Source organism: Sphingomonas sp. DG1-23 (assembly GCF_030730875.1).
Classification (GTDB): Bacteria; Pseudomonadota; Alphaproteobacteria; order Sphingomonadales; family Sphingomonadaceae; genus Sphingomonas.
In genome coordinates this window covers 120259-145281 of sequence record NZ_JAVAMA010000005.1, presented here as the reverse complement: position 1 = coordinate 145281, position 25023 = coordinate 120259, and the positions used below count along the sequence as shown (strand labels likewise).

Sequence of the window (25023 nt, the reverse complement as noted above, 5' to 3'; positions counted from 1 at the left end):
ACGCGGTACGAAAACTGACTGGCGGCGCGATCAGCGCACGCGGGTCCAGGTCTGGGTCTTGCAGAACGGCTTGAACACGCAGCCGCGCACCTTGAGCCGGTCGGCGCCCAGCGGAGTCACGTCCGAGCCATAGGTCTTGCCGTCCTCGGCATTGTAGATCTTGCCGCCGGTCCAGTAATTGCCGCTCTGGGTGAAGCCGCTGAGGATCTGCATCCCGCGCAGCGGCCGGTTGCGCAACGCCGCGTTCGAATTTTTGGTATCTTTCAGATTCGGATTGGTGCGCAGCATGTCGGACGTCACGAGCCGTCCGCAGATCGAGGCGCCGCAGCGCTGGATCTCGACGATCCCGCCGCGCGTCTCGGTCTTCCAGCGGCCCACCGCCGCATCGGCCGATTGCGGGCTGGCCGCCGCAAGGGTCAATCCAATCAGGGTAAGCAACATAAACATCCTCTCGGCACGCCCTGTCGTATCGCGGGTGCGACCGACAGCGGCTCGTGGCAGCGACCCATGGCACGCAACTCGATGCACGCAACCGCGGGGGAGCGCGCTGGTTCCACCGCAAGCCGACCGAAATATGGCGATTTGCGTCTGCGGTATGTCGGCGAGGCTCAGTCCATGGCGAAGCCGAACGGCGTCACCCCACTCTCGCGTTCGTTCGAAAGCAGCGCTGCCCGCCCGGCCGGCGGCGCCGAACGCTGCGGGCAATCGGGGCGCGTGCACGCCCGGCAGCCGAGCCCGATCGGTACGGCACGTCCGGCCAGATCGCGCCCCGCCGTTACGGCAAGCGTGCGCGCCTCGCTCGCGGCCAGCCCGATGCCCAGCGCGAACCGCGCGGGAACGCTCGCCACCCGGGCACCCTGCGGCTGGACCGCGCGCGCCAGGGTGAACCACCGACTGCCATCCTCGAGCTCGACCAATTGGCTGACCAATTCATCGCGGGCGAAGGATTCAAAAATATTCCACAGCGGACAGATTCCGGGGCCATCGGCCAACGGCGAGGCGCTCGCTCCGGCGTATCGCTTCGAAATCTGCCCGGCCCGATCGACTCGCAGCAGGAAGAAAGGCAGTCCGCGCGCGCCGACTCGCTGGAGCGTGGTCAGCCGGTGCGCGACCTGGCTGAAGCTCGCCCCGAAGCGGCGCTGAAGCAGCTCGAGATCATAGCCGCTCGCCTCGCACGCGCGCAGGAAGCGGGCATAGGGCATCATCACCGCCGCGGCGAAATAGCCGGTGAGGTGCCGCCGATAGAGCCGCTCGGCGACGCGGTCGAGCGCGGCACCTTTGGCCAGCGCGTCGATCTCGGGCCGCGCCTCCTCGGCCAGCCGCTCGGCGAGCGCGAAGCTGCGCGCAGACGAATCGAGCATTTCGGAGAGCTGGATCTGGCGCGCATGCAGGTCGAGCCGCTTCATCCGGTCGGGCATCACGTCGGCGGGGAGGATGCGCACCGCGAGCTGATGCTTGGCCCGCAGCCGCTCGGCCATCGCGCCGTAGAGATCGCCCGCGGCGATGCGGAGTTCGTCGGCAAGCGCCTCGGCCTTGGCGTCGAGATCGGCGAAATGGTTGCGCCAGCGCTCGATCTCGCGGCGAACCTGCCGGCCGGGATCGTCGGCCTCGGGCAGCGTGCCCGTCCCCGCGCCGATCCGGTCATAGGCGCGCGCAAAGGCTTCGGCGCCGCCCGGCGCCCCGGCCAGCCATTCCTCCATCTGGTGCCGGTCGATCTCGAGATCGGCGAACAGCGGGTCGGCGAGCCGGCGCCGCAGCGCCTCGCCGCCGCCGCCGGGCTCGCTCGCCGCGAGCCGGCGCGGATCGAAGTCATAGGTCTGGGCGAGCCGGAGCATCAGCGTCGCCGAAACCGGGCGCTGGTTGCGCTCGACGAGGTTGAGATAGCTCGCGCTCACTTCCAGCGCCTCGGCCATCGCCACCTGGCTCAGCCCCAGCTGGCGGCGCAGGCGGCGGACCGCATGTCCGGCAAACAGTTTCGGATCCGCCATTTTCCTATTTGCCCCGTTCTTGTTATGTTCGACACTCGATGATTCGAGCAGTTTGTAAATCTATTTACACGATTACAAGCGAAGGTGCATTTTCAGCCACCGATAGACCCGGAGATGAATTGAGATTCGATTGAGTTAGTCAATTTAGGGCGCAATCTGGCTTCCGACACTGATTTCTTGTCAAGGAAGTGACAGACGATGACCTTCGAAGACCTCGTTCCTGCTCCCGGTGGCCGCTTCGACGGTATCGTCCGTCCCTATGCCGCCGAAGACGTGGCCAGGCTCCGCGGCTCGCTGCCGATCGAGCACACCATCGCCCGCCGCGGTGCGCTCAAGCTGTGGGAGCTGCTCGGCAGCGAGGATTATGTCCACGCGCTCGGCGCGCTCTCGGGCAATCAGGCGATGCAGATGGTCCGCGCCGGATTGAAGGCGATCTATCTCTCCGGCTGGCAGGTCGCCGCCGACGCCAACACCGCCGGCCAGATGTATCCCGATCAGTCGCTCTACCCCGCCAATGCCGGTCCCGAACTGGCGCGCAAGATCAACGCCACGCTCCAGCGCGCCGATCAGATCGAGCATATGGAAGGCGGCGCCACCCGCGACTGGTTCGCGCCGATCGTCGCCGATGCCGAGGCCGGCTTCGGCGGGCCGCTCAACTGCTTCGAGATCATGAAGGCCTATATCGCCGCGGGTGCCGCCGGGGTGCATTATGAAGACCAGCTCGCATCGGAAAAGAAATGCGGGCACCTCGGCGGCAAGGTGCTGATCCCCACCCAGGCGCATATCCGCAACCTCGACAGCGCCCGGCTCGCCGCGGACGTCTGTGGCGTGCCGACGGTGATTTGCGCACGCACCGATGCCGAGAGCGCGAAGCTGATCACCAGCGATGTCGACGAACGCGATCACGAATTCCTCACCGGCGAGCGCACCGCCGAGGGCTTTTTCCGCCTGAAGGACGGCACCGGGGTCGATCATTGCATCAAGCGCGGGCTCGCTTTCGCTGCCCATGCCGACCTGCTGTGGTGGGAGACGTCGAAGCCCAATCTCGACGACGCCCGCCGCTTCGCCGAAGCGATCAAGCGCGCGCATCCGAACAAGATGCTGGCCTATAATTGCTCGCCCAGCTTCAACTGGGAGAAGAATCTCGACAAGGACGACATCGCCCGTTTCCAGCGCGAGATCGGCGCGATGGGGTACAAGTTCCAGTTCGTCACGCTCGCGGGCTTCCACCAGCTCAATTACGGGATGTTCGAGCTGGCGCGCGGGTACAAGGACCGGGGCATGGCCGCCTATTCGGAGCTCCAGCAGGCCGAGTTCGCCGCGGAAGGCCATGGCTACACCGCGACGCGCCATCAGCGCGAGGTCGGCACCGGCTATTTCGACGCGATCGCCCAGGCCGTGGCCGGCGGCGAGAGCTCGACCACCGCGCTCGCCGAAAGCACCGAAGCCGCCCAGTTCAACCAGCAAGCTGCCTGAAAGGAGGCACGATGATGACCGGAGAACCCCAGCGCAGCCGCGCCGTCTTCTCGACCGAGGATTTCCGCCTGATCCGCGAAGCGGTCGGCACCCATCTCGAGAAGGTCAAGGACGCCCCTGAATCGACCAAATACGCCAATCTCTATCATCGCCTCGGCCGGGTCGCCTGACTCTGGGCCTGAGGCCAGACTTTCCTGGGGAGGAAAGGATGCTCGCCGGGGGTCACACCCCGGCGGGCATTTCCGCGTTCAGCGCACAGCGCTGGAATGCGGGATATTCCTTTCCGTTCGTTTCGAGCGAAGTTGAGAAACGCTTGCTCTCACGCTTCTCGACTTCGCTCGGAGCGAACGGATGATGAGCAGTATCGGTATGGTCCCGCTCTGTCGCTCAAGCGCTACCAGCCAGCCGCTCGACCCGCGCGAGATGCTCGGCCTTGCCGAACGGGAAGCGCCGGTAGAAGAACGCCGCGGCGAAGCCGAGCGAGAGATAGAGTGCAGCGAACAGGATGGTCAGCCGGTCGACCGTCTCGGCCGGCACCGTCCCCGGCTTCGCCGCCTCGGGGAAGCCGGCCAGAGCGAGGATCGAGCCCGCGACGAAGATGCCGAGTCCGCTGGTGCATTTCTGGACGAAGAAGGCGCCGGCGAAGAATACCCCTTCGGACCGTCGTCCGGTCTCGACCTCGGAATGCTCGACGACATCGGCCATCATCGACGCGCCGAGGATCGTCGAGGAGACCACGCAGGTGGCGTTGACGGTGAAGATCGACAGCAGCAGGGGCACCAGCAGCGGGTTTCCCGGCGCCGGGAACAGCCCCGCCAGCCGCAGCCAATAGGGCAGGGTCAGCAGGATCGCCGCGCTGATCATGAATCCCATCGCGGCGACCGGCTTGCCGGTCCGCTTCGCCACCCGCGGGGAGATCAGGAACGCCCCGATCACCCCGAGCAGCAGGACCAGCCCGAGCCATTGGAAATCGGCGCCGCGAAAGCCCCAGACATGGGCGTAGAGATAGTTGGACAGCGCATAGCTGATTCCCTGCGCCGAATAATAGCAGATCCCCGCCGCCATCAGGATCAGGAAGGCGCGGTTGCGCACGCTCTCGCGCAGCTCGCGGAAATTCTGGCCAAGCGACTGGCGCTCGATCTCGGCACGGGGCAGCCGGGCGATCTCGCGGTGGGTGCCCAGCGCCGAGACGAGGATCGCGACGAACATCGCCGCGGCCCCCGCGGCGGCAAAGCCGACATAGCCGCGCCGGTCGAGCAGCCCGTCGGCGAGAAAATAGCCGTACGATGCCATCAGCATCGCCATGCCGCCCGCCCAGCCGAACAGATAGCGATACGCCATGATCCGCGTCCGCTCGTCATAATCGGCCGAAAGCTCCGGGCTCAGCGCCTGCGACGGCACCTCATAGGCCGAGACCGCAGTCCGCACGAGCACTGCGGTCGCGAACACCCAGACCAGCATCGCCGGTTGCGACCATGCCGGCGGGTTCCATAGCAGCAGCCAGCCGAGCGCGATCGGCGCCGCCGAAGCATACATCCAGGGATGCCGCCGTCCCCAGCGCCCGCCAGCGCGATCCGAGAGGAAACCGATCGCCGGATCGATGAACGCGTCGAGCAGCAAGGCGCACATGATCGCGAAGCCGACCTGCGCCGAGGGCAGTCCGAGCACCTGATTGTAGAACAGCAGAAGGAAGGTCGAGAAGCAGAGGTCCTTCACCCCATAGGCGACCGCGCCGAAGCCGTAAGCGAGCATCGTCGCCTGGCGCACGCGACGCACCGGCGGAACGGCGGGCGCGCTCGCATTGGCCTGGTTCGCCGCCATCGCCGATCCTCTCAACTATGCTCTTCAGGCGCACCATAGGAGGTGTGGTAGCCGCGTCAATCACGACGATTGGAATATCGGGTATGGCTTGCCCGATACGCAGCCGCAGCTATAGAATGCCGGTTCGAACAACAGGAACGGTTGCTCCGATGGCGCTCGACCCCGAGATCTTCGATACGCTGATCGATACGATCCGCCGCTTCGTCGGCGAAAGGCTGCGTCCGCTCGAAGGCGATGTCGAAGCCGCCGACGCCATCCCGGACGCGGTGATCGAGGAGATGAAGGGGCTCGGCCTGTTCGGGCTGTCGATCGCCGAGGAATATGGCGGACTCGGTCTGAATATGGTCGAGGAATGCAAGGTCGCGATCGAGCTCGGTCGCACCACGCCGGCGTTTCGCTCCTCCTTCGGCACCAATGTCGGGATCGGCAGCCAAGGGCTGGTGATGGCCGGCACCCCGCAGCAAAAGGCCGAATGGCTGCCGCGCATCGCCAGCGGCGAGATCGTCACCAGCTTCGCGCTCACCGAGCCCGATATCGGCTCCGATAGCGGCTCGGTGAAGACCCGCGCCGTCCGCGACGGCGACGTCTATCGCCTTTCGGGCACCAAGCGGTTCATCACCAATGCCGACAAGGCGCAGCTGTTCACCGTGATGGCCCGCACCGGCGACGAACCCGGCGGCCGCGGAGTCTCCGCTTTCCTCGTGCCGCGCGACTTGCCCGGCGTGTCGATCGGCGAGCCCGAGAAGAAGATGGGGCAGAAGGGCGCGCGCGTCGCCGACGTGGTGTTCGACGACACCCCGGTTCCCGCCGCCAACCGGCTCGGCGCGGAGGGCCAGGGCTTCAGACTTGCGATGCAGGTGCTCGATCGCGGCCGGCTGCACATCTCGGCGGTGTGCGTCGGCGTCGCCGAGCGGCTGATCGCGGATTGCGTGGCCTATGCGTCGACACGCAAGCAATTCGGCAAGCCGATTGCCGAGCACCAGCTGATCCAGGCGATGATCGCCGATTCGAAGACCGAAGCGATGGCGGCGCGCGCGCTCATGCTCGAGACTGCGGCGAAGAAGGACGCCGGCGACAACACCACGATGGAAGCCGCCGCGACCAAATATTTCGCCAGCGAGATGGTCGGCCGCGTCGCCGATCGCGCGGTGCAGATCTTCGGCGGGGCGGGCTATATCGCCGATTACGGCATCGAGCGGCTCTACCGCGACGTGCGGCTGTTCCGGATCTACGAAGGCACCAGCCAGATCCAGCAATTGATCATCGCCCGCGAGACATTGAGGCGGGGCGGGTAAATTCCCTTCCCGCTCGCGGGAGGGGTTAGGGGGAGGGTTCAGCGCAATGCCATCTCGAAGGGCATCCCTCTGAACCCTCACCCCGCCCCCTCTCCGGCAAGCGGGAGAGGGAGAAACAGGAGAGAGAAGATGGATACCAACACCCTTTTCCGCCTCGACGGCCGGATCGCACTCGTCACCGGCGGCTCGCGCGGGATTGGGCGGATGATCGCCGCGGGTTTCGTCGCCCAGGGGGCAAAGGTCTATGTCTCGTCGCGCAAGGCCGAGGCGTGCGAGGAGACCGCGGCGGCACTCGGCGACAATTGCATCGCGCTGCCCCACGACATCGCGACCGTCGAAGGCTGTCGCGCGCTCGCCGAGGACCTCGCCGCGCGCGAATCCCGTCTCGACATACTCGTCAACAATGCCGGCGCGGCGTGGGGAGAGCCGTTCGAGACCTTCCCCGAAAAGGGGTGGGACAAGGTGATGGACCTCAACGTCAAATCGCCCTTCTTCCTGACCCAGGCGCTGCACGGGTTGCTCAAGGCCGGCGGCTCGGCCGAACGCCCCGCCAAGGTGATCAACATCACCTCGATCGACGGCCAGCGGCTCAATCTTTGGGAAACGTACAGCTATCACGCTTCCAAATCGGCGCTGATCTACCTGACCAAGCGGATGGCGGCACGGCTGGTGCGCGATCACATCAACGTCACCTCGATCGCCCCCGGTGCCTTTGCCAGCGACATGAACAAGGCCGCGCGCGATCATGGCGACGCCGTCGCCAGGGCGATCCCGGCGAAGCGCATCGGCAGCGACGAGGACATGGCCGGCACCGCGATCTACCTCGCCAGCCGCGCCGGCGACTATGTGATCGGCGAGACGATCACCGTCGATGGCGGGCTGGTCAACGCATCGCTGGGCAGCATCGACGGCTAGAGCCGGCGGCCACGTACCCCCGCCTCGCGCCGCGCCTGCATATAGGCATGCCGGACTTCGCGCGGCATTTCGGCCATCAGCGCCGAGCGCATCATGTCGGGGCAGTAATATCTGTCGTTCCGCAGCGCCTGCGGCGTGACGCGGTCGCCGTGCCGCCGACAATAGCCGCCTATTGCAGCGGTCACCCGTTGGCGAAGCTCGGCGCGTCCGAAGCGGCTGTCGAGCGAGAGGTCGCTATAGGCTATGCCGAAGCTCGGCTCGGTCGCCTGCACGACGCTGGCGCCGAGCAGCGCCAGAGATATCAATTTGGTCAACAGCATCATCCTAGCTCCCTTGTGCGTAGGGCAAGCCGCCCTCGTGGCGCGAAATCGCGCTTCCGTTTTCGTTGCTTTGACAGGCGGCGGCGGGGCCTAGCCCTTCTCGAGCCCCGCTGCCTGCGCCTCCATCTTCGCGGCGTTGTCGCGCAGGCTCTTGCTGCCGCTGGCATGCCCCTCGCGGAGGGAAGGGGGCTGCCCCGGCTCGTTGGCGATACGGTCGAGTTCGTCCGCCTGCCGCCTCATGTCTGCGGCCGCGGCACGCAGCTCCCTTGCGATCTCGCGGCGTTCGAGCCTGACCTCGCGCGCGGTTTCCTCCGCGTCTTGGCGCTCCTCTTCCATCTCGCGCCGCGCCTCCGCCTGATCTTCCGGCGCGACGATTGGAGCCAGTGTAACCGGAACGGGAGTGGGAGCAGCCACGACCACCGGACCGGTGACGACCATCGGCGAAGCTTCGGACGACGGCTGGAAATTTGCCGCGGGTTGCGGCGCGCGCCATGCCGCGGGCGCGGTACCCGTGATTCGTACCTCGGCGGGCGGCGCGGTGTGGTGCGTGGTCGCCGGCGGGACTGGCGCCCATGCAGACGAAACCGTGCTCTCCCTGTCGGTGGCACGCACGAATTGCAGCGCCGCGAGGGTTGGGGTCGCGCCGCTTCCGCAGACCAGGATCGCGGCCAGCAATACCCGGCTGCGCCGCCGCGGCCCGCTTCCCTCGATGATGCGCGAGATCCGATCCTTTAGCGCGCCCGGCCACAACGCCATGCCGGTCGCGGCCCGATGTCCGGCCGGCGCCGTGGCGAAGGCGAGAAGGGCCTGGGCATAATCGAGCCTCGCGACGCGCAACATCGCAACCTCATCGGCGGCGATCTCGTTCTCATGGGCAAGCGCGCGGGCCACCAGCCACGCCAGCGGGTTGCCCCAGAAGAGCGCGACCGTGATCCGGACCGCGATCAGCATCGGCCAGTCGAAGCGGCGGATATGTGCCATCTCGTGCGCGATCACCGCATCGGCCTGCTCGCGTCGCGCCAGACTGTCACGATCGACCAATATCCAGGCGGGCGCTGCGCCCCAGCTCAGCGGGGACACGACATCGCGGGATTCTAGCAGCCGCACCGGTCGGGGCAGCCCCGCCGTCGCACGGAGCAGCGCTGCCCGCCATTGCGGGTCGGCAACCGGCGTTCCGCGCCGCGTCCAACCGGCGAGCGTGAAGATGCCCGCTCCGAGATGCAGCAGCAGCGCTGCGGTGCCGGCGATATACAGCGCCGTGGCGAGCGTTGCTGCGTCGAGATCCGCGCGCGGCGCAGGCGGCACCACCGGCGCCAGCGCGCGCACAGGCACCGGCTGGACCGGCGTGAGCGCGGGCAATATCGCCAGATCCAGCGCCGGGACCAGCGCCGCCGCCACCGGCAGGGCGAGCAACATCGCGATCGCGGTACGCAGCAGGAAAACCCGCTCGCTCGCCGGCCTTCGCTGCATCGCGCGATTGGCCAGCAAGGCGGCGCCGGCGATCAACGCCGATTTCCAGCCCAGATCGACGAGTATCGCCAGCATCACTCGGCCTCCCTGCGCGCCTTGTCGATCGCGCGCTGGAGCATCTCGATCTCGTCGGAATCGAGGCGCGGCTCCATGCCCAGCAGGGCCGTCGCGGCCTGGGCGGCGGAACCCTGGAAAAAGGTCTGCACCAGCCGCTGCAGCGCGGTCTCGGCAACCGCTTCGGTCTGCTCGACCGGCGCATAGACATAGGCCTGATTGACGGTGCGATGGCTGACGAGATCCTTGGCCACCAGCCGGCCGAGCAAGGTGCGCACCGCCGAATCGCTGGGCGGATCGGCAAGCGCGCCGCGCACCGCCGCCGCAGTCCCTTCGCCGAGGCCGCACAAGACTTCAAAAACCTCGCGCTCGCGGCGCGGCAGCGACTCGATCATCACGCCCTCACTGCTTATCATGCTACATTTGTAGCATGCTACAAATGTAGCAGCAAGGGCGCTGACGTCAGCGGGCGATGCCTCCCGCGGCGAGCACCGCCAAGGTGACCAGTTCGCTCGCGGTCGCGGTCATCGGCGCGATCTGGACCGGCTTCTCCATCCCGATCAGCATCGGGCCGATCGTCGAATCGCCGCCCAGCTCGCGGAGCAATTTGGCCGAGATGTTGGCCGACTGGAGCCCCGGCATGATCAGCACATTGGCCGGGCCCGAGAGGCGCGCGAACGGATATTTCGCCATCTGGCGCGGGTTGAGCGCGACGTCGGGCGACATCTCGCCTTCATATTCGAACTCGACCGAACGCTCGTCGAGTAGCTTGATCGCGCCGCGGACATTGTCGAGCCAGCGGCCCTCGGGGTTGCCGAAGTTCGAGTAGCTCAGGAAAGCGACGCGCGCTTCGTGGCCCATGCGGCGCGCGACCTGCGCGGTGCCCTCGGCGATCGCGGCGAGCTCCTCGGCGGTCGGCCGCTCGTTGACCGTGGTATCGGCGATGAACACCGTATGCGACTGGCCGACCAGCACATGGATGCCGAACGCCGTGCGGCCCTGCTCGTAATCGATCACGCGCTTCACCTGCCGCATCGTCTCGGCATAGGTGCGGGTGACGCCGGTGATCATCGCATCGGCCTCGCCCAATTGGAGCAGCAGCGCGCCGAAGATGTTGCGATCGCGATTGACGATCCGCTCGATGTCGCGGCGCAGATAGCCGCGGCGCTGGAGGCGGCCGTAGAGGAACTCGACCATCTTCGGCACGAGCGGCGAGTTGACGCTGTTGTGGAGCTCGAAATCCTCGGGATTGGCGCCGAGCTTCTGCAGCCGCTCGTGCACCGATTCACGCCCGACCAGCACCGGCGTGCCATAGCCGCCTTCCTTGAACGCGATCGCCGCGCGGAGCACGACTTCTTCCTCGCCCTCGGCGAAGATCACGCGCTTGGGATTGGCGCGCGCACCTTCATAAGCGAGGCTGAGCACCGAGGTGGTCGGGTTGAGCCGCGCGCGCAGCGACTGGCGATAGGCCGCCATGTCGACGATCGGCTTGGTCGCCACTCCCGAATCCATCGCCGCCTGCGCCACTGCGGCGGGGACGATCTCCATCAGCCGCGGATCGAACGGCGCGGGGATGATATAGTCCGGGCCGAAGCTGTGCTGCGTGCCGTAGGCGGCGGCAACTTCCTCGGGCACCTGCTGGCGCGCCAGCTCGGCGAGCGCGCGGGCGGCGGCGATCTTCATCGCGTCGTTGATCGTCGTCGCGCGGACGTCGAGCGCGCCGCGGAAGATGAACGGGAAGCCGAGCACGTTGTTGACCTGGTTCGGATAGTCCGAGCGACCGGTGGCGATGATCGCGTCGGGGCGCGCCGCCTTCGCGACTGGCGGGCTGATCTCGGGATCGGGATTGGCCATCGCGAAGACGATCGGATTGGGCGCCATCGTCTTGAGCAGTTCGGGCGAGAGGGAATTGGCCGAAGCGAGGCCGATGAACACGTCGGCGCCGTCGAGCGCGTCGGCGAGGCTGCGCTTTTCGGTCGCGACGGCATGCGCCGACTTCCACTGATTCATGCTCTCCTGCCGGCCCTGATAGATCACGCCGGTAAGGTCGAGCATCAGCAGATTGTCGTGCGGCAGCCCCATCGCCTTGATCAGTTCGGCACAGGCGATCGCCGCGGCGCCGGCGCCGAGCATCACCACATTGGTGGTCTTGAAATCGCGGCCGGTGAGATGGAGCGCATTGATCAGTCCGGCGGCGGCGATGATCGCGGTGCCGTGCTGGTCGTCATGGAAAACCGGGATGTTCATGCGCTCGCGGAGAGTCTGCTCGATCACGAAGCATTCGGGGGACTTGATGTCCTCGAGATTGATCCCGCCGAAGCTCGGCTCCATCAATTCGACTGCGTCGATGAAGCGGTCGACATCCTCGGTCTTCAATTCGAGGTCGATCGAATCCACGTCGGCGAAGCGCTTGAACAGCACCGCCTTGCCCTCCATCACCGGCTTGGACGCCAGCGCGCCGAGATTGCCCAGGCCGAGGATCGCCGTGCCGTTCGAGATCACCGCGACCAGATTGCCCTTGGCGGTATAATCGTACGCCAGCGCCGGATCCTCGGCGATCGCGCGCACGGGCACCGCGACGCCGGGCGAATAGGCAAGCGCGAGGTCGCGCTGGGTCGCCATCGGCTTCGAGGCGATGATCTCGATCTTACCCGGCCGTCCCTCGGAGTGGTAGAGCAGCGCCTCGCGCTCCGAAAATTGGACGTTCGATTCCTCAGACATGCAGCTCTCCCTGATCCCAATCCTTTAGGAGCCGCATACCCGGGCCGCAACACGCGAGGATCAAAAGTATACGAAAATTTGATAGCGCTACCATAGATATTCGCCAGTCGCGCCGGCGCCACTTTTCCCCAGGATTCCGCCGCACGGGGTGTTGATCGCCCGCGCGCATCGGCTACCCAGCACCATGTCCTCCGCAGCCCCCACTCCGATGATGGCGCAATATCTCGCCCTCAAGGCCGAGGCCGAGGACTGCCTGCTCTTCTACCGGATGGGCGATTTCTTCGAATTGTTCTTCGAGGACGCGAAGATCGCCAGCGCCTGCCTCGACATCGCGCTCACTGCGCGCGGCGAGCATGACGGCGAGCGCATCCCGATGTGCGGCGTGCCGGTCCACGCGATGGACGGGTATCTCGCGCGGTTGATCAAGGCGGGGCACCGCGTCGCCGTCGCCGAGCAGACCGAGACCCCCGAAGCCGCGCGCAGGCGGATGGGGTCGAAGGCGCTGGTCAACCGCGCGATCGTCCGCGTGGTCACTGCGGGGACGCTGACCGAGGAGGCCTTGCTCGACAGCCGATCGGCGAACTGGTGCGCGGCGATCGGCGAGGCCGCGACCGGCATGGCGATCGCCTGCGCCGATATCTCGACCGGGCGTTTCGAAGTGATCGAGACCGACGTGGATCGCGTCGCCGCCGAGATCGCCCGGTTGAACCCCGCGGAGACGATCGTCTGCGACGCCACCGCCATCCCCGATCTCGCCACCGTCACGCGGCCCAAGGTCGACTTCGACAGCGCCGGGGGCGAGGCGCGGCTCAAGCGACTGTTCGGGGTGGCGACGCTCGACGGCTTCGGCAGCTTCTCGCGTGCCGCGCTCGCCGCAGCGGGCGGGCTCGTCGCCTATCTCGAACACACCGCCAAGGGATCGCTGCCGTTCCTGCGCCCGCCGCGGCTCAGCCGCACCGATGCGGCGATGGCGATCGACGCGGCGACGCGCGAGAGCCTCGAGCTTTGCGTCAGCCAGTCCGGCGTCCGAAAGGGCAGCTTGCTCGACTCCGTGGACCGCACCGTCACCGGCGCCGGCGCGCGCCTGCTCGGGCAGGACGTGGCCGCGCCGCTGATGGACCGCGGCGCGATTGAGGCCCGGCTCGACCTCGTGCAACGTTTCCACGACGATCCGGGCCTGCGCGATATGGTTCGCGGCAGCCTGCGCGCGCTTCCCGATATCGGCCGCGCTCTGGGCCGGCTCGCCGCGGGACGCGGTTCGCCCCGCGATCTCGGCCAGTTGCGCGACGGGCTGGACGGCGCGTGGCGGCTGGGCGAGCGGCTCGACGGGATCGGTACCCCGCCGCCGCTGCTCGCCGAGCTGGCGCCGCAGCTGCGCGGCCATGGCGCGCTGATCGATCTGCTTGCCCGCGCGCTCGTCCCCGAGCCGCCGATCGACGCCGCGCATGGCGGCTATATCGCCGAAGGCTATGACGCCGCGCTCGACGATCTGCGCGACGCCGGCGCGGGCGGGCGCCGGGCGATCGCCGCGCTCGAGGCCGACTATCGCACCCGTACCGGCATCGGCGCGCTCAAGATCCGCCACAACGGCGTGCTCGGCTATCATATCGAAGTCCCTGCGCGCGCCGCCGACCCGCTGATGAAGCCCGATAGCGGCTTTACCCATCGCCAGACGCTGGCCGGCGTGGTGCGCTTCAATGCCCCCGACCTGCACGACGTGGCACTAAAGGTGACGCAGGCCGGCGCACACGCGCTCGCCGCCGAGGCGGCGCATCTCGAGGAGCTGACCGGCACCGCGCTCGAACGCCGCGAGGGCGTGGCCGCGACCGCCGACGCGCTCGCCCGGATCGACGTCGCCGCCGCGCTCGCCGAACGTGCCGCCGAAGGCGGCTGGGCGCGCCCGGCACTGGTCGACCATGCCTGTTTCGAGATCGCGGGCGGGCGGCATCCGGTGGTCGAGGACGCCGTCGCGCGGAGCGGTGGGCGCTTCGTCGCCAATGACTGCAGGCTTTCGGAAGACTCCCGGCTGTGGCTGGTCACCGGGCCGAACATGGGCGGCAAATCGACATTCCTGCGCCAGAACGCGCTGATCGCCGTGCTGGCGCAGGCGGGCAGCTATGTTCCGGCCAGCGCGGCGACGCTCGGACTGGTCGATCGGCTGTTCAGCCGCGTCGGCGCCTCGGACAACCTCGCCCGGGGCCGATCGACCTTCATGGTCGAGATGGTCGAGACCGCTGCGATCCTCGCCCAGGCAACGCCGCGCAGTTTCGTCATCCTCGACGAGGTCGGGCGCGGCACTTCGACCTATGACGGGCTGGCCATCGCCTGGGCGGTGGTCGAGGCGATCCACGAGGACAATCGCTGCCGCTGCCTGTTCGCGACGCATTATCACGAGCTGACCCGCCTCGCCGAGCGCTGCGACGCGCTGTCGCTCCACCATGTTCGGGCGCGCGAATGGAAAGGCGATCTCGTTCTGCTCCACGAAGTGGCGGACGGGCCGGCGGATCGCAGCTTCGGCATCGCCGTCGCGCGGCTGGCGGGGCTGCCGCCGACGACGCTCAAGCGCGCCAAGGCAGTACTCGACAAGCTCGAGGCGGGACGCGCCAGGACCGGCGGGATCGCGGCGGGACTCGACGATCTTCCGCTGTTCGCCGCCGCCGCCGAGGCCGAGGAAGAGAAGGTCGACGCGTTGCGCGCCGAACTGGATGGTCTCGACGTGGACGCGCTGAGCCCGCGCGATGCGCTGGAGGCGTTGTACCGGCTCAAGGGGCTGGCAGGCGAAGCTTCCTGAAACCCCTCGCGAAGCGGGGAAGGTGACACGCCCAGCATGACGGAAGGGGCCCTCACCGCGAGCGTCCCCCTCGCGGAGAGCCCCTCCGTCGCCTTCGGCGCCACCTCCCCCGGGTTCCCGGGGGAGGATTTTTAGCTATAGCCCCGCTCGATGACCGATCCCCTGACCCGCATCGCCGATGCGCTCGATCGCCTCGCGCCGCCGCCGGCGCCGCCTGCCGATTCGCTCGCCCACCCCGCTTATGTCTGGCGCGGGCATAGCCTCGCCGCCGCGCGCGCCTTCGCGCCGCTGCCGTTGGACATGCTGCGCGGCGTCGCGGCGCAGCGCGACGCGTTGGTTGCCAATCTCGAACGCCTCGCGAACGGCAATGCCGCGCAGGACGTGCTGCTGTGGGGCGCGCGCGGCACCGGCAAGTCGGCGCTGGTGAAGAGCGCCGTCGCGGCGGTGCAGGCGCAAGGCGGCAACCTCGCATTGGTCGAGGCGGTCACCCAGCATCTCGACGCGCTGCCCGAACTATTCGCCTTGCTCGCCGCATCGGCGCGGCCGTTCGTGATCTTCCTCGACGATCTCGGCTTCGACGCCGCCGGGGACGCCCGCGCGCTGCGCTCGCTGCTCGAAGGCGGCGCCGAGGCGCGGCCGGCCAATACGCGGCTGATCGTCACCTCGAACCGCCGCCATCTGATCCCGCGCGATATCGCCGAGCAGGCCAGCGCGATCAATCCGCGCGATTCGGTGGACGACAGCCTCGCGCTCGCCGATCGTTTCGGATTGAGCCTCGGCTTCCACGCGATCGATCAGGACACCTATGTCGACATCGTCCGCGGTTATGCCGACGCGCATGGGCTGACCTTCGATCCGGCCGAGGCGATCAACTGGGCGACGCGCCGCGGCAGCCGTTCCGGCCGGGTTGCGTGGCAATATGTCGTCGATCTTGCAGGTCGTTCCAACAAGTCTCTGTAAAATAAAGTTGATCCAGATTAGTCAGCGCAAATACCGAGCTTGACAGACTTTGGATGAACGCGCCTGTTTCGCCCAGGATGGGGCGAATAGGCGAACTCGATCTGCCCGCGAGACTGGCGCCTTACGCGCCGGCCTGGCTGACGCAGCTGTTATTTGCGCTGCTTTGCGCGGCCGCCGGCGTCGTCGCGCGCCTGATCGTCGACATTTTCGCGCCGGGCGCGGGCCCGTTTGCTTTGGGCTATCCGGCGGTGCTCGTCGCGGCCCTGTTCGCCCGCTGGCAGTCCGGGGCGCTGGCGGCGCTGCTGACCTTGCTCCACAGCTGGTACTTCCTGCTCGCGCCGGTCAACAGTTTCTACCCCAAAGGCCCGGGCGACGGATCGCGGCTGCTGGTGATCGTAATCGCCTATGTGATCATGATCGCCGTTGCGGAGACCTTCCGCCGCGCAGTGCGCCGCGCCGCCACGGAGCGCGACCGCCAGATCGCCGAACGCGACCTGTTCCTCGAAGAGTTCGACCATCGGGTGAAGAACAATTTCACCCTCGTCGCCTCTCTGCTCGACATGCAGCGCCGCCGCGCCGGCGACGGCGAGACCGCCGAGGCGCTGGCGAGCGCGCTGGCGCGGGTGGAGAGCATCGCACGCGCGCATCGCCATCTCTATCGCGGCACCGCCGCGCCGGGAACGGTCGACATGGCGACCTATATCCACGAACTCTGCACCGCGCTGGAGGAGGCGCTTTTCCTGCGTGGGGCGATCACGCTGACCTGCACCGCGGATCACGCCGCGCTGCCCCGCGACCGGGCGGTTTCGATCGGACTGATCGTCAACGAGCTCGTCACCAACGCCGCCAAGCATGCCTTTGACGACCGCGACGGTGGAGCGATCAAGGTCGCCTTCGAAACGCGCGGGCCAGGCTGGCGCCTGACCGTGGCGGACAATGGTGCGGGGATGTCGCCGGTCGCCATTGCGGCACGCCGCGGCGGGGGGCTGGGGCATCGGCTGGTCGAAGGGTTCGTTCGCCAGGCGCGCGGAACGATCCGGACCGAGAGCGGACCGGAGGGGACTGTGGTTACCGTGGATTTGGAAGGGTAAGCCGTCTCAATCCTCCCCCTTCCGGGGGAGGATTTGTACCGGACGGTAGATTCCGCCCCCCAAACATGCCTATGATCCTCCGGGCCAGCGGCCACGGAGGGATCATGACCACCGACTTCACGCTCAACGGCAAGCCGGCAAGCTTCGACGGCGATCCCGAAACCCCGCTTCTCTACGTCCTGCGCGACCATCTCGGGTTGACCGGCACCAAATATGGCTGCGGCATCGCGCAATGCGGCGCGTGCACCGTGCATCTCGACGGCAAGAACCGGCGATCCTGCGTCACGCCGGTGTCGATGGTCGGCGGCAGACAGGTCGTCACGATCGAGGGCGTCGCGGGCAAGGAAGCCAAAGCGGTGCAGCGCGCATGGGTGGCGATCGACGTGCCGCAATGCGGCTTCTGCCAATCGGGACAAGTGATGTCGGCGATCGGGCTGCTCAGGATCAAGCGAAAGCCCAGTGACGCGGACATCGACGCGGCGATGGCGGGGAATATCTGCCGCTGCGCCACCTATGTCCGCATCCGTCAGGCTATCAAAGACGCCGCGCACGCGATGGAGGCCTGAGCGATGAACGCAGTCACGCCCACGCGCCGCGGCTTCCTGCAATCGACCGGGCTGGTGCTCGGCATGGTCCTGCCACTCGGCAAGGCGGCGCAGGCTGCGCCGGGCCAGTCGGCGGGGCTGCCCTTCGCGCCCAACGCCTTCGTCCGCATCGGCACCGACGATCTGGTCACGGTGATCATCAAGCATGTCGAGTTCGGCCAGGGGCCGGCGACCGGCCTCGCGACTTTGGTCGCCGACGAGCTGGATGCCGATTGGGGCCAGATCCGCGTCGAGATGGCGCCGGCCAACGACCCGCTCTACAAAAATCTCGCGTTCGGGACGATGGGCACCGGCGGGTCCTCGGCGATCTCGAACAGCTGGATCCAGATGCGCAGCGCCGGGGCTTCGGCACGGGCGATGCTGGTCGAGGCGGCGGCGAAGCGCTGGGGCGTGCCCGTCGCGTCGGTCAAGATTGCGAAGGGTGTCGTCTCGAGCGGATCGCGCAAGGCGCGCTTCGGCGAGCTCGCCGCGGATGCGGCGCAACTCAAGCCGCCCGAAAAGCCGGTACTCAAGACCGCCGACCAGTTCACCCTGATCGGCAAGGACACGCCCAAGGTCGACAGCGCCGCCAAGACCAATGGCAGCGCGATGTTCACGATGGACGTGCAGCGCCCCGGCATGGTCCACACTGCGATCGCGCATCCGCCGGCGTTCGGCGCGACGGTGAAGTCGGTGATCGATACCGCCGCGCTGGCGGTGCCCGGCGTGCTCGCGGTCAAGACCATTCCGCACGGCGTCGTGGTCTATGCGCGGGACAGCTATGCCGCGCGCAGGGGCGCCGCGGCGCTCGACGTGACCTGGGATTTCGCCAAAGCCGAGAAAAGGACCAGCGACGCGCTCTATGCGCAATTTGCCGAAGCGAGCGAGACGCCGGGCAAGCAGGTCGAGAAGACCGGCGACACCGTGGCGGCGCTCAAAGGCGCGGCGCGGAAGCTCGAGGCAGTCTATCAATTCCCCTATCTGGCGCATGCGCCGATGGAGCCGCTCGACGCGGTGATCGAGATGAACGGCGACCGGCTCGACGTGTGGATGGGGAGCCAGTTCCAGGTCGGCGAGCTGCGCGCGATCTGCGCGACCCTCGGGGTGCCGATCGAGAAAGCGGCGCTGCACGAGCAATATGCCGGGGGCAGCTTCGGGCGGCGGGCGACGCCCGCGATGGAATTCGCGGTCGAGGCGGCGGCGGCGTTCAAGGCGTGGGGCAAGGGCCCGATCAAGCATGTCTGGACCCGCGAGAACGACATTCGCGGCGGCCGCTATCGCCCGCTCGCGGTGCACACGGTGCGCGGCGGGCTCGATCCCTCGGGCACGATCATCGCCTGGGATCAGGTCGTCGCGGCGCAGAGCTTCTTCAAGAACACCCCGATGGAGGGGATGGGGATGAAGGACGGAGTCGACGACGCGCTGACCGAAGGCATCGCCGACAGCTACAAATTCGCCAATCATTATGTCGGCCAGCACATCATGGAAGGCGGCGTGCCGACCCTGTGGTGGCGATCGGTGGGCAATACCCACACGGCGTACGCGGTCGAGACCTTCCTCGATCAAATGCTCGAACTGGGCGGCAAGGATCCGGTCGCCGGACGGCTCGCGCTGATGGCGGACCCGCGGACCAGGGCGGTGCTGACCAAAGCGGCCGAGATCGCCGGCTGGGGCAAGGCAGTGCCGGCGGGGCGCGCGCGCGGAGTCGCGGCGTGGAAGAGCTTCGGCTCGTACGTCGCGCAGGTCGCGGAGGTGTCGAAGGGGCCTGACGGGCTGCCCAAAGTGCATAAGGTATGGTGCGCGGTGGATTGCGGGATCGCGGTCAATCCCAACGTCATCCGCGCGCAGATGGAGAGCGGCATCGGCTATGGGCTGGGCCATGCGCTCTATTCGGAGGTCGAGCTCGGCGAGGGAGGGATCGTCAAGCAGAGCAATTTCGACGGCTATCGCTCGCTCCGGATCGGCGAGATGCCGGAGGTCGAGGTCGCGATCCTCGACTCGACCGAGAACCCGACGGGGGTCGGCGAGCCGGGATTGCCGCCGATCGCACCCGCGGTCGCCAATGCGTGGCGCAAGCTGACCGGCAAGGCGGTGCGGCGGCTGCCCTTCACGGTGGGAGGCAAGGCATGAAAGCGGGCGCACTCGCACTCGGCGCCGCGGCGCTGACGCTCGGGCTCGCGATCGCCGGCCAGGCGAAGGAGCAGCAGACCGAGGGGCTGAAGCCGGTCAGCGCCTTTGCCGGGATCGCCGATCCGGCGGCGCGCTCGGTCGCGATCTTCACCGAAATGGGCAAGGTGATCCAGCATCCGCGCTGCGTGAATTGCCATCCGCGCACCGATCGCCCGCTGCAGGGCGACGCGCAGCAGCCGCACAATCCGCCGGTTGCGCGTGGGCCGCAGGATCGCGGGGTGGCGGGGCTCGAATGCAGCACCTGCCACGGGCCGCGCAACGTCGCCTTCGCCAACGGCACGGGGAGCATTCCCGGCCATCCCGAATGGCACGCCGCGCCGATCGAGATGGCGTGGGAAGACAAGACGCTCGGCCAGATCTGCCAGCAGATCAAGGACCGTGGGCGCAACGGCGGCAAGACCCTCGCGCAGATCGTCGAGCATAATGCGCATGACAGCCTCGTCGGCTGGGGCTGGAATCCGGGGCCGGGGCGCACACCCGTGCCGGGGACGCAGGCGCAGTTCGGCGAATTGAGCCGGGCGTGGCTCGCGAGCGGAGCGAAATGCCCGGCGGGCTGAGTGGAGAAGATGCGCCGGCAGCTGACGCCCCGGAGCTGGTCATTCGGCATCGCCGCGCCTCTGCCCGAAGCAGACACACATTCAGCTTAAGGGCGAGCGCGGCTATCAACCTTGCGCGGGAGTTGGATGTTGACTTCCCAGCGCGCCGCAATTTTCCAACGGACGACATGGTCGAAATGACCCTCAGTCGGTTTTCCTGCCGCATCCAGTGCCGGGGTGAAGCGCGCGCGTCGACCCAGCAGCTTGCACGTAGTGATATCGAGTATCTGGGCGCCACTCGATTGCCGGACGGCACAATCGCTCACCTTGCCACCGGCCGTGACGGTCAGGTGAACCCCAACAGTGCCTTCTTGGTTGCCACGAACGGCGGAGGGGGGATGATCCTCGGGCACGATCAGCATTTCCAACGGCACCCTTGGAACCGGCTGCACAGCAGCGGGCTGACCCGAGCCCGGGTCGGGAGGGTAACCGAAGGTCTGCGCGCCCACGGACGAAACGCTTAAAAGTGCTAGCAGCAAAAGGACCGAGGGCATCTTTTCAAGCTATTAACGAAGGCGAAGCGCGTCAATCTGCACGAAAGACGGCCTGGAACTCCAATATCTGCAAAATCGGCGTTAATCGCCTTCGCGCAGGTCCAGTCCACATCGGCAGCTACCCTGCCTCAGGCTCTCGGAAGCAGAAGGTCCGCTTTCCACCAATATCAGCCCTGGCTCGATCTCCGGAGCGCGCAATGGTGCGCCGGCGACCGGGCGAGAGGGACGGCTCAGGATCAGCGGCGAACCAGCAGAACGCCGATCAGGATGCAGGTCACGCCTGCCACGCGCGCGAGCGTGATCGGGGAGCGATCGAGGCCCAGCAGCCCGAAATGGTCGAGGATCACGGCGGCGGTCAGCTGTGCGCCGATCGTCAAGGTGAGCGTGAGGGCCAGCCCGAGCCGCGGCGCGGCGAAGGCGACCGCGGCGACGAAGAAGGCGCCATAGAATCCGCCGACCCAGGCCCAGGGCGGGGCCTGACGCACCGAGGCGAGCGGCGTGCGATCGATCAGCAGCCAGATCGTGACGACCGCCGCCGTGCCGCCGAGGAACGAGGTCGAGGCCGCCAGCCACAGCGAGCCGGTGCTGCGCGCGAGCATCGCATTGCTCGGAGTCTGAACCGCGACGCACAAGCCGGCGACGAGGGCGAGAATGATCGGGAGGATATGCTGCATCGAATCCACGGAGATTGCGCCCGGCCGGGCGAGAGGCGGCGTCGTCAGCGCCCTATACGGTTCGCCGGCCGCCCGAAAGCGGGTCGAGGCAGTGGGCCGCAAATAGTCGAACGGCGTGGACTCTGCCGGGCTCGGCGATGCATCATCGCCGAATGACCAAATACCTCATCTCCTTCCCGAGCGAAGCCTTAGTGCTCACCCCGGAAGACTTCCCGATCGTCTCGGCCGATTCGCTTGCGGTGATCGAAGAGGCCAAGGCGGCGGGCGTCTATGTGTTCGGCGGGGGCATAAACGCGCAGATCGACCCCATGCTGGTCTCGGGCGACGGGTCGGTCTCCGACCAGACCTATCCGGGCAGCCGCCTCGACGGCGGGTTCACCGTGCTCGAATTGCCGACGCGCGCGGATGCCGTCGAATGGGCGCGAAAGCTCGCCGTCGCGTGCCGCTGCGCGCAGGAACTCCGCGAGTTCATGTACCACCCGGCGAGCTAGGACCGGTGGTCCAGCCGACCTTGGGATCTTCGAAATCCACCACGTCGCGCAATTCCCAGACATTGGGATAGCCATAGCCGACAAGGTTGATGAAGGTCTGGATGTTGAGTGCGAGCTCGGCTTTCTTGAGCATCACCGGGGCGCGGTGGTTCGAGAAATTATTGTTGCAATAGATCAGGATCGGGCGGTCGCGGTTCGGCCCGATCGCTTTGGCCAATGCCTCGGCAGTGAAGTCGGTGAGCGGCAGATTGACCGCGCCGGCGATATGCCCTTCCGCGAACTTGTCCGCCGAGCGGGCGTCGAGGATCAACGCATGCTTGTCCGCGGCCTTCGCCTTGAACGCAGCGAAGTCGAGCAGGCGCGGCGCGCGGAGCCTGTGCACGTCGCGGGTGAGCGCGGCGAAGCCGGCATAATCGACCTGCGGATTGGGCGCGGGATCGTTCGGAACGGCGAGCAGCAAGGCGAGGGCGGGGAGCAGCATCGGGACACTCCTTCGATCGATGCCGTGACGATCACGGTGTCTGGCTGCACCAACCCTGAACAAGTTTCGTCACTCCGGCCTTGTGCCGGGGTCCACCGCGCCGAAGGCGAAAGGTGTAGATGCGTGAATGCAGCGGTCGCCGCACCGTGGACCCCGGCACAAGGCCGGGGTGACGAGTGGTTGTAAGCCCCAAGCGAGGCGCTATCACCCTTCGCAACCCAAGGGAGAGATGACATGGCCAGCCTGTTTCGCCTGAAGGCGATCGTCGCGGAGGCGGATCGGGCTGAGGGGCGCCAGCTCGCGCGGACCTTGTCGTGGCCGCATCTCGTCGCGCTCGGGGTCGGGGCGATCGTCGGGACCGGCATCCTCACGCTGATCGGAGTCGGGGCCGATCGGGCAGGGCCGGCGGTGATCCTGTCCTTCGTCGTCGCGGGGGCGATCTGCGCGTGCGCGGCGCTGGCATATGCCGAGATGGCGACGATGATTCCCGCCTCGGGCAGCGCCTATACCTACAGCTATGTCGTGCTCGGCGAGATCATCGCCTGGGTGGTCGGGTGGAGCCTGCTCGCCGAATATACCCTCGTGGTCGGCACGGTGGCAGTCGGCTGGTCGGGCTATGCGACGCCGTTCCTGACCGCGATGGGGGTGCCGGAAGCGCTCACCCATGGCCCGCTGATGGACCGGTGGCAGGTCATGCAATGGGGCGTGAACGTGCCCGCCCTGTTCGTCGTCTGGCTGGTTGCGGGGCTGCTCATCCTCGGCACGCGCGAGAGCGCGACGCTCAACGCGATCCTCGTGGTGGTCAAGCTGATCGCGCTCGCGGTGTTCGTCGCCGTCGCCTTGCCCTATTTCGACGCGGCCAATCTCGCACCATTCGCACCGTTCGGCTTCGCCAAGCACCTGTCGCCGGACGGCGTCGAGCGCGGGGTGATGGCGGCGGCGGCGATCATCTTCTTCGCATTCTACGGCTTCGACGCGATCTCGACCGCGGCCGAGGAAGCGAAGAACCCGGCGCGCGATCTCTCGATCGGCATCGTCGGCTCGATGGTGGCGTGCGTCGCGATCTACATGATCGTCGCCGTCGCCGCGGTGGGCGCGATCGGCTATACGCGCTTCACCAACAGCCCCGAGCCGCTCGCGCTGATCCTGCGCGAGCTCGGCCAGCCCGGAGCCGCCAAATTCCTCGCCGGGTGCACGATCGTCGCGCTGCCGACGGTGATCCTCGCCTTTCTGTATGGCCAGAGCCGCATCTTCTTCGTGATGGCACGCGATCGCATGCTGCCCGAGCGCCTCGCGGCGGTGTCGCGACGCGGGACGCCGGTGCGGATCACGATCTTCACTGCCTGTGTGGTGAGCTTCTTCGCGGCGTTCTTCCCGATCGATCAGATCGCCGCGCTCGCCAATGCCGGCACGCTGACCGCGTTCGCAGCAGTGGGCATCTGCATGCTGGTGATGCGTCGCCGCGCGCCCGATGCGGTGCGCCCGTTCCGCGCGCCGGCGGCGTGGCTGGTCGGGCTCGGCGCGGCGTTCGGCTGTCTCTATCTTTTCATAAGCCTGCCGCATCAGACGCAATTGCTGTTCGGCGCGTGGAACATCATCGGACTGCTGCTCTATTTCGGCTGGGCGCGGCGCAACGTGGACAAGGGGGTGGCGTGAGCGGCTGGACGATCGGAATCATCGGCGGTTCGGGACTGTACGACGTCGAAGGAATTGAAGACGGTGAATGGGTCGAGACGGGGAGCCCGTGGGGGCGGCCCTCCGACGCATGCTTTGTCGGCCGAGTCGGCCATGTCCGCGTGGTTTTCCTGCCGCGGCACGGGCGCGGGCACCGGATCAGCCCGTCCGAACTCAACGCGCGCGCCAATATCGACGTGCTCAAGCGGCTGGGAGTCACCGATATTCTCGCGGTGTCCTCGGTCGGCAGTCTGATCGAGGACCGTCCGCCGGGCAGCTTCACCATCGCCGACCAATTCATCGACCGCACCAAGGGGCGGCCGTCGAGCTTTTTCGGGACGGGCATGGTCGCGCATGTCTCGATGGCCGATCCGGTATGCCCGCGACTGTCGGCATTGGCTGTCGACGCAGCGCGGGCGGCGGGGGCGGAGACGCATGTCGGCGGCACCTATCTGGCGATGGAAGGGCCGCAATTCTCGACCCGCGCCGAGAGCCATCTCTATCGCAATTGGGGCTGCCACATCATCGGCATGACCGGCATGCCCGAGGCCAAGCTCGCGCGCGAGGCAGAGCTGCCCTACGCGTTGGTCGGCATGGTCACCGACTATGATTGCTGGCGCGAAGGCGAGGAGGCGGTCGACGTGGCGCAGGTGATCGCCCAGCTCTCGGCCAATGCCGTCAAGGCGCGCGCGATGGTGATGCATCTGCTGCGCGGACTGCCCGCGGAGCGGCCGGCCTCGCCGATCGATAATTGTCTCGACACCGCGCTGATCACGGCGCCTTCGGCGCGCGATCCTGATCTGCTGGCGAAGCTCGATGCGGTGGCGGGCCGGGCGCTGGGCTAATCGTCCAGGATCGGGAACGCTCGTCCTGGAGATGTTTCTGGTGCGTTGCGGCCAGCCGGGCTAGGCTCGGCGCACCGGGGGGTGACATCAAT

The 25023-nt window shown here is 67.3% G+C and carries 23 protein-coding genes; 13 read left to right on the top strand and 10 right to left on the bottom strand.

The window, feature by feature from the left end:
• Window positions 1–30 precede the first annotated feature (30 nt).
• Complete coding sequence (locus tag Q9Q95_RS10275) at window positions 31–441, bottom strand: DUF2147 domain-containing protein (RefSeq protein ID WP_306096648.1); 411 nt, start codon at window positions 439–441, stop codon at window positions 31–33.
• A gap of 167 nt (window positions 442–608) precedes the next feature.
• Window positions 609–1988: a short-chain fatty acyl-CoA regulator family protein gene (locus Q9Q95_RS10270; RefSeq protein WP_306096646.1), complete on the bottom strand. Its 1380-nt coding sequence runs from the start codon at window positions 1986–1988 to the stop codon at window positions 609–611.
• Between the two features lie 198 nt (window positions 1989–2186).
• Between Q9Q95_RS10270 and aceA the strand changes: the two genes are divergently transcribed.
• Window positions 2187–3464, top strand: a complete 1278-nt coding sequence (aceA, locus tag Q9Q95_RS10265; RefSeq protein ID WP_306096644.1) for an isocitrate lyase — start codon at window positions 2187–2189, stop codon at window positions 3462–3464.
• A gap of 11 nt (window positions 3465–3475) precedes the next feature.
• Window positions 3476–3634, top strand: a complete 159-nt coding sequence (locus Q9Q95_RS10260) for a hypothetical protein (RefSeq protein ID WP_306096959.1) — start codon at window positions 3476–3478, stop codon at window positions 3632–3634.
• A 217-nt stretch (window positions 3635–3851) separates the two neighbouring features.
• On the opposite strand, the gene Q9Q95_RS10255 is transcribed toward Q9Q95_RS10260, so the two are convergent.
• Window positions 3852–5285: an MFS transporter gene (locus Q9Q95_RS10255; RefSeq protein ID WP_306096642.1), complete on the bottom strand. Its 1434-nt coding sequence runs from the start codon at window positions 5283–5285 to the stop codon at window positions 3852–3854.
• 149 nt (window positions 5286–5434) lie between these two features.
• Between Q9Q95_RS10255 and Q9Q95_RS10250 the strand changes: the two genes are divergently transcribed.
• Both Q9Q95_RS10250 and Q9Q95_RS10245 read left to right on the top strand, forming a co-directional pair.
• Entirely contained in the window at window positions 5435–6580 is a 1146-nt protein-coding gene (locus tag Q9Q95_RS10250) for an acyl-CoA dehydrogenase family protein (protein WP_306096640.1), read from the top strand.
• Between the two features lie 129 nt (window positions 6581–6709).
• Complete coding sequence (locus tag Q9Q95_RS10245) at window positions 6710–7495, top strand: SDR family oxidoreductase (protein ID WP_306096638.1); 786 nt, start codon at window positions 6710–6712, stop codon at window positions 7493–7495.
• Here the strand turns inward: Q9Q95_RS10245 and Q9Q95_RS10240 are convergent.
• The 4 genes from Q9Q95_RS10240 to Q9Q95_RS10225 form a co-directional block, all read right to left on the bottom strand.
• Window positions 7492–7818 (bottom strand): UrcA family protein, encoded by a 327-nt coding sequence (locus Q9Q95_RS10240; protein WP_306096636.1) that lies wholly within the window; start codon window positions 7816–7818, stop codon window positions 7492–7494. The genes Q9Q95_RS10245 and Q9Q95_RS10240 overlap by 4 nt on opposite strands.
• Window positions 7819–7905: 87 nt before the next feature.
• The gene (locus Q9Q95_RS10235; RefSeq protein ID WP_306096634.1) at window positions 7906–9360 is read right to left on the bottom strand and encodes a M56 family metallopeptidase; all 1455 of its coding nucleotides are present in this window, start codon (window positions 9358–9360) and stop codon (window positions 7906–7908) included.
• Complete coding sequence (locus Q9Q95_RS10230; protein ID WP_306096632.1) at window positions 9360–9734, bottom strand: BlaI/MecI/CopY family transcriptional regulator; 375 nt, start codon at window positions 9732–9734, stop codon at window positions 9360–9362. The genes Q9Q95_RS10235 and Q9Q95_RS10230 overlap by 1 nt, the downstream gene beginning before the upstream one ends.
• A 67-nt stretch (window positions 9735–9801) precedes the next feature.
• On the bottom strand, window positions 9802–12060 hold the full coding sequence (locus Q9Q95_RS10225; protein WP_306096630.1) for an NADP-dependent malic enzyme: 2259 nt from the start codon (window positions 12058–12060) through the stop codon (window positions 9802–9804).
• 208 nt (window positions 12061–12268) lie between these two features.
• Between Q9Q95_RS10225 and mutS the strand changes: the two genes are divergently transcribed.
• The 6 genes from mutS to Q9Q95_RS10195 all read left to right on the top strand — a co-directional run bounded on the left by mutS (window position 12269) and on the right by Q9Q95_RS10195 (window position 20233).
• Entirely contained in the window at window positions 12269–14851 is a 2583-nt protein-coding gene (mutS, locus tag Q9Q95_RS10220; RefSeq protein WP_306096939.1) for a DNA mismatch repair protein MutS, read from the top strand.
• Window positions 14852–15001: 150 nt separating this feature from the next.
• Window positions 15002–15811, top strand: coding sequence for an ATP-binding protein (locus tag Q9Q95_RS10215; RefSeq protein ID WP_306096627.1), 810 nt, complete (start codon window positions 15002–15004; stop codon window positions 15809–15811).
• Window positions 15812–15864: 53 nt separating this feature from the next.
• On the top strand, window positions 15865–16902 hold the full coding sequence (locus Q9Q95_RS10210) for a sensor histidine kinase (RefSeq protein ID WP_306096625.1): 1038 nt from the start codon (window positions 15865–15867) through the stop codon (window positions 16900–16902).
• Between the two features lie 104 nt (window positions 16903–17006).
• Window positions 17007–17468, top strand: coding sequence for a (2Fe-2S)-binding protein (locus Q9Q95_RS10205; protein WP_306096624.1), 462 nt, complete (start codon window positions 17007–17009; stop codon window positions 17466–17468).
• Window positions 17469–17471: 3 nt separating this feature from the next.
• On the top strand, window positions 17472–19616 hold the full coding sequence (locus Q9Q95_RS10200; RefSeq protein WP_306096622.1) for a xanthine dehydrogenase family protein molybdopterin-binding subunit: 2145 nt from the start codon (window positions 17472–17474) through the stop codon (window positions 19614–19616).
• A complete protein-coding gene (locus tag Q9Q95_RS10195; RefSeq protein ID WP_306096620.1) occupies window positions 19613–20233 on the top strand; it encodes an Isoquinoline 1-oxidoreductase subunit in 621 nt (206 codons plus the stop codon). The genes Q9Q95_RS10200 and Q9Q95_RS10195 overlap by 4 nt, the downstream gene beginning before the upstream one ends.
• A gap of 86 nt (window positions 20234–20319) precedes the next feature.
• On the opposite strand, the gene Q9Q95_RS10190 is transcribed toward Q9Q95_RS10195, so the two are convergent.
• Complete coding sequence (locus tag Q9Q95_RS10190; RefSeq protein WP_306096618.1) at window positions 20320–20634, bottom strand: energy transducer TonB; 315 nt, start codon at window positions 20632–20634, stop codon at window positions 20320–20322.
• A gap of 368 nt (window positions 20635–21002) precedes the next feature.
• Entirely contained in the window at window positions 21003–21440 is a 438-nt protein-coding gene (locus Q9Q95_RS10185) for a DMT family transporter (RefSeq protein WP_306096617.1), read from the bottom strand.
• 191 nt (window positions 21441–21631) lie between these two features.
• Between Q9Q95_RS10185 and Q9Q95_RS10180 the strand changes: the two genes are divergently transcribed.
• The gene (locus tag Q9Q95_RS10180; RefSeq protein ID WP_306096615.1) at window positions 21632–21931 is read left to right on the top strand and encodes a YciI family protein; all 300 of its coding nucleotides are present in this window, start codon (window positions 21632–21634) and stop codon (window positions 21929–21931) included.
• On the opposite strand, the gene Q9Q95_RS10175 is transcribed toward Q9Q95_RS10180, so the two are convergent.
• Window positions 21909–22412, bottom strand: coding sequence for a rhodanese-like domain-containing protein (locus Q9Q95_RS10175; protein ID WP_306096613.1), 504 nt, complete (start codon window positions 22410–22412; stop codon window positions 21909–21911). The two genes, Q9Q95_RS10180 and Q9Q95_RS10175, sit on opposite strands and share 23 nt — an antisense overlap.
• A gap of 234 nt (window positions 22413–22646) precedes the next feature.
• Here Q9Q95_RS10175 and Q9Q95_RS10170 point away from each other — a divergent pair, with 234 nt between their 5' ends.
• Window positions 22647–24068, top strand: a complete 1422-nt coding sequence (locus tag Q9Q95_RS10170; RefSeq protein ID WP_306096611.1) for an amino acid permease — start codon at window positions 22647–22649, stop codon at window positions 24066–24068.
• Window positions 24065–24931, top strand: a complete 867-nt coding sequence (mtnP, locus tag Q9Q95_RS10165) for an S-methyl-5'-thioadenosine phosphorylase (RefSeq protein ID WP_306096610.1) — start codon at window positions 24065–24067, stop codon at window positions 24929–24931. Before Q9Q95_RS10170 ends, mtnP begins: the two co-directional genes overlap by 4 nt.
• The last annotated feature ends 92 nt before the right edge of the window (window positions 24932–25023 follow it).